This window comes from Citrobacter sp. wls757 (assembly GCF_005280935.1).
Lineage (GTDB): Bacteria > Pseudomonadota > Gammaproteobacteria > Enterobacterales > Enterobacteriaceae > Citrobacter > Citrobacter portucalensis.
The window spans coordinates 1-4,185 of sequence record NZ_SZWU01000009.1 but is presented as its reverse complement, the minus strand read 5'-3'; the positions used below and the strand labels follow the sequence as shown (position 1 = coordinate 4,185).

Annotated in this window: 4 protein-coding genes; 2 read left to right on the top strand and 2 right to left on the bottom strand. The window is 51.8% G+C overall.

What is annotated here, in order from left to right; translation table 11 throughout:
- The first annotated feature begins 22 nt into the window (after positions 1-22).
- The gene (gene fumA / locus FDW94_RS01035; protein ID WP_008786974.1) at positions 23-1,669 is read left to right on the top strand and encodes a class I fumarate hydratase FumA; all 1,647 of its coding nucleotides are present in this window, start codon (positions 23-25) and stop codon (positions 1,667-1,669) included.
- Between the two features lie 147 nt (positions 1,670-1,816).
- Complete coding sequence (locus FDW94_RS01030; protein WP_057068409.1) at positions 1,817-2,440, top strand: DUF2238 domain-containing protein; 624 nt, start codon at positions 1,817-1,819, stop codon at positions 2,438-2,440.
- A gap of 20 nt (positions 2,441-2,460) precedes the next feature.
- On the opposite strand, the gene FDW94_RS01025 is transcribed toward FDW94_RS01030, so the two are convergent.
- Positions 2,461-2,715, bottom strand: a complete 255-nt coding sequence (locus FDW94_RS01025; protein WP_032942140.1) for a SemiSWEET transporter — start codon at positions 2,713-2,715, stop codon at positions 2,461-2,463.
- Positions 2,716-2,717: 2 nt separating this feature from the next.
- Complete coding sequence (gene melB / locus FDW94_RS01020) at positions 2,718-4,148, bottom strand: melibiose:sodium transporter MelB (protein ID WP_060683115.1); 1,431 nt, start codon at positions 4,146-4,148, stop codon at positions 2,718-2,720.
- Positions 4,149-4,185: the final 37 nt, after the last annotated feature.

Here is a 4,185-nt window from a genome sequence, read left to right as displayed (position 1 = left end):
AAAATGAAAAGGCTGGAAGCAAATGTCAAAAGTTGAATTCACTTACCAGGCGGCTTTCCCACTGGGGGAAGACAAAACTGAGTACTACCTGCTGACATCCGATCACGTCAGCGTCGGCGAGTTTGAAGGCGAAACAATCCTGAAAGTAGCCCCTGAAGCACTTACGCTACTGGCCCAGCAAGCCTTCCACGATGCCTCCTTCATGCTCCGCCCAGAACACCAACAGCAAGTCGCCTCAATTCTCCATGATCCCGAAGCCAGCGAAAACGATAAGTACGTGGCGCTGCAGTTCCTGAGAAACTCCGAAATCGCCGCCAAAGGCGTGTTGCCAACCTGCCAGGACACCGGTACGGCAATCATCATGGGGAAAAAAGGTCAGCGTGTTTGGACCGGCGGCGGCGATGAAGCGGCGCTCTCCAAAGGCGTATTTAATACCTATATCGAAGATAACCTGCGCTACTCGCAAAACGCGGCGCTGGATATGTACAAAGAAGTAAATACCGGCACCAACCTGCCCGCACAGATCGATCTGTACAGCGTGGACGGTGACGAATACAAATTCCTGTGCGTGGCCAAAGGCGGCGGCTCAGCCAACAAAACCTATCTGTATCAGGAAACCAAAGCGCTGCTGACTCCCGGCAAACTGAAAAACTTCCTGGTTGAGAAAATGCGCACGCTGGGTACCGCAGCTTGCCCGCCGTATCACATCGCATTCGTTATTGGTGGTACGTCAGCGGAAAGCACCCTCAAAACGGTGAAGCTGGCCAGCACACACTACTATGACGCGCTGCCGACTGAAGGCAATGCTCACGGCCAGGCGTTCCGCGATCTGCAACTGGAACAAGAACTGCTGGAAGAAGCGCAAAAACTCGGCCTTGGTGCTCAGTTCGGCGGGAAATACTTCGCACATGATATCCGCGTGATCCGCCTGCCTCGCCACGGCGCATCCTGCCCGGTTGGTATGGGCGTTTCTTGCTCCGCAGACCGTAACATCAAGGCCAAGATCAACCGCGAAGGGATCTGGATTGAAAAACTAGAACATAACCCAGGTCAGTACATTCCAGAATCTCTGCGCCAGGCGGGCGAAGGCGAAGTGGTTAAAGTTGACCTTAACCGCCCAATGAAAGAGATCCTCGCCCAGCTCTCTCAGTACCCGGTTTCTACTCGTCTGTCACTGAGCGGTACTATCATTGTTGGTCGTGACATTGCCCACGCGAAGTTAAAAGAACGTATTGAGTCCGGCGAAGGTCTGCCGCAGTACGTGAAAGATCATCCGATCTACTACGCGGGTCCGGCCAAAACGCCTGCAGGCTACCCGTCCGGTTCTTTAGGTCCAACCACCGCGGGTCGTATGGACTCCTACGTTGACCTGTTGCAGTCTCACGGCGGCAGCATGATCATGCTGGCAAAAGGTAACCGTAGCCAACAGGTGACTGACGCCTGCCACAAACACGGCGGCTTCTACTTAGGCAGCATCGGTGGACCGGCAGCGGTACTGGCGCAGCAGAGCATTAAGCATCTGGAATGCGTGGAATACCCGGAGCTGGGTATGGAAGCTATCTGGAAAATCGAAGTAGAAGATTTCCCGGCTTTCATCCTGGTCGATGACAAAGGCAACGATTTCTTCCAGCAAATCGTCAGCAAACAATGCGCTAACTGCGCGAAGTAACCCATTCGGCCCGGCACTGGACTGGCACTAAATTTTTGGCGTCAGTCCAGCGATCCCCCCGGGCCAACTTTATCCCCCCATTTACTGGTATTGAATTTTTGCCGTTCACAGGGAATAGTGACCTTTTCCATTACGTGTGAATTCGCAATGCTCCGCACTCTGAACCCCACAATCTTGCGCACCGGCGCATTGATCCTGGCGCTGATTCTTATCTACACCGGTATCTCTGCCTCTGAGAAAATCACCTGGCTGATGGAAGTCACGCCAGTCATTATTGTCGTCCCGCTGTTGCTGGCTACCATGAAGCAGTACCCATTGACGCCGCTGCTTTATACGTTGATTTTCTTGCACGCCATCATTCTGATGGTAGGCGGGATGTATACCTACGCCAAAGTCCCCGTCGGTTTTCAGGTTCAGGAATGGCTGGATCTCAGTCGAAACCCCTATGACAAGCTGGGCCACTTCTTCCAGGGGCTGGTACCAGCCCTGACGGCAAGAGAGATTTTAGTGCGCGGCAATATTGTCCGTGGTCGTAAGATGCTGGCATTTTTGGTCTGCTGCGTAGCACTGGCGATTAGCGCAATGTATGAACTCATCGAATGGTGGGCTGCGCTGGCAATGGGACAAGGTGCGGATGACTTCCTTGGCACGCAGGGTGACCCGTGGGATACCCAGTCGGACATGTTCTGCGCCCTGCTCGGTGCGTTAACAACGGTCCTCGCACTGGCGGGCTGGCACAATCGGCAATTGAAAATGGCCGGAGAGCGCTAACGCTTCTCCGGCAATCTACATTACCTACTGCGATACTTGATAACCAGAATCGGCAAGGCGAACAACAGTGTCAGAAAGTTCGCCATGCTGACGGCAGTATCTTCAATCAATAATCCGTAAATCAGCCACAAAACCAGCCCGCACACAAACATCACATACATCAAACCGGAAATGCCTTGTGTGTTGCGGGTGGTAATAACCTTAATGGCTTGCGGTAAGAAAGAGAGCGTCGTCAGGCTGGCCGCCAAATACCCAATCAACGAATGCCATTCCATCGCTATGCCTTCACATCGCCTGGAGCCACTACCGCAATAGCCGGGATATCCGGTTGCTCATAGTGCTGCGGCACCTTGCGATACTTATCCAGTAAATGGATCTGGATCCTGCGCAGCGTGTCGCCATTCAGTCGATAAAAGCGGAAATACAGGACTAAGGTCACCACAAAAAAGAGTGCAGGTAGCGCTATCATAATAAACTGCATGCCAACGATGGTTTCGGCAGACTGCGCGACATTTGGCGCGTAATTAATCACCCCGAGTATCAACGCGATAAAGAAAGCGGCAAATGCTGACCCACCTTTTACCACCATTGTCTGCACCGAATAAGCGATACTTTCACAACGAACATTAAGTTTGTATTCGCCGTAATCAACGGTATCTGCCACCATAATGACCTGCAACACCCAGAAAAGCGCCGAACCAATATTCAGTAAAACTCCCGCTATAACAATCAGTAAGATATTATGGAAATCTGCCAGCGCCATCACCAGTAGTACGCTACAGCTAAGCACCGGCAACACCGATGCCCCAGCCCACAAGATCCGTCGTGACAACGCGTTTACCAGCCGAGGAAAGAAAATCAACGTCAACAGGTTTGCCGCACCTGCGTAAGACATGTAGTACGGGAAGAGACTTGCATCGCCAATGACGTAGGTAAAATAGTAAATGGCAAAGCCAGCAATGATATTGGATGCAATATTGTAAGCCAGTGCCATACCTAACAGGCAGGATAGCTGGTCATTTTTATAGATAAGCCCAACGATCGCTTTCAACCCAAGACGACTGCTGTCTGCCGTGGCCTCACTGTCTGACGAATAAACCTCATGCACATTCCGTAGCGTCACAACGGTGGAAACGATAAAGAACGCGATGAGAATTAGTGTAAACATCTGAAAACCAAAACCACGATCTGCTCCGCCAACATAGCTCACAAAAGGCAGCGTCACGCCTGCGGTAACAAACCCAGAAAGGCTGGCGAAGAAACGGGGGTACGGCACCAGTTGTTCACGCTCGCGTTTATCCAGCGTAATGGTTGGCACCAGTGACCAGAATGGAATATCCATAATGGTGTAGGTCATTCCCCATAATATATACGTCACGCAAACAAATACGACCTGCGCAGTACCCTCAAAAAGATGTGCGCTAAAAAGCAAAAACAGCACCAATGAGTTCGCCAGCGTACCGAGTAAGATCCAGGGTTTAAATTTTCCCCAGCGCGATCGGGTGGCGTTCACAATCCAGCCCATGATGGGATCGTTTACCGCATCCCAGATCCTTGCCGCCAGGAACAACGTTCCGACCAGCCCCACCGATAATCCCACCACGTCGGTGTAGTAATACATCAGGTACATGTACACAATACCGATGGCGAAATCCTTACCAAACGCTCCAAATCCATAACTGAGTTTTGTTGTCAGAGATATGCTCATAGGGTATCGGGTCGCTGTTACCAGCGCCCGCCTTCTG

What these genes read in the sequence shown, in the direction of transcription:
- fumA (WP_008786974.1), top strand. Translation starts at nt 23, where the DNA reads ATGTCAAAAGTTGAATTCACTTACCAGGCGGCTTTCCCACTGGGGGAA.
- FDW94_RS01030 (WP_057068409.1), top strand. Translation starts at nt 1,817, where the DNA reads ATGCTCCGCACTCTGAACCCCACAATCTTGCGCACCGGCGCATTGATC.
- FDW94_RS01025 (WP_032942140.1), bottom strand. Translation starts at nt 2,715, where the DNA reads ATGGAATGGCATTCGTTGATTGGGTATTTGGCGGCCAGCCTGACGACG.
- melB (WP_060683115.1), bottom strand. Translation starts at nt 4,148, where the DNA reads ATGAGCATATCTCTGACAACAAAACTCAGTTATGGATTTGGAGCGTTT.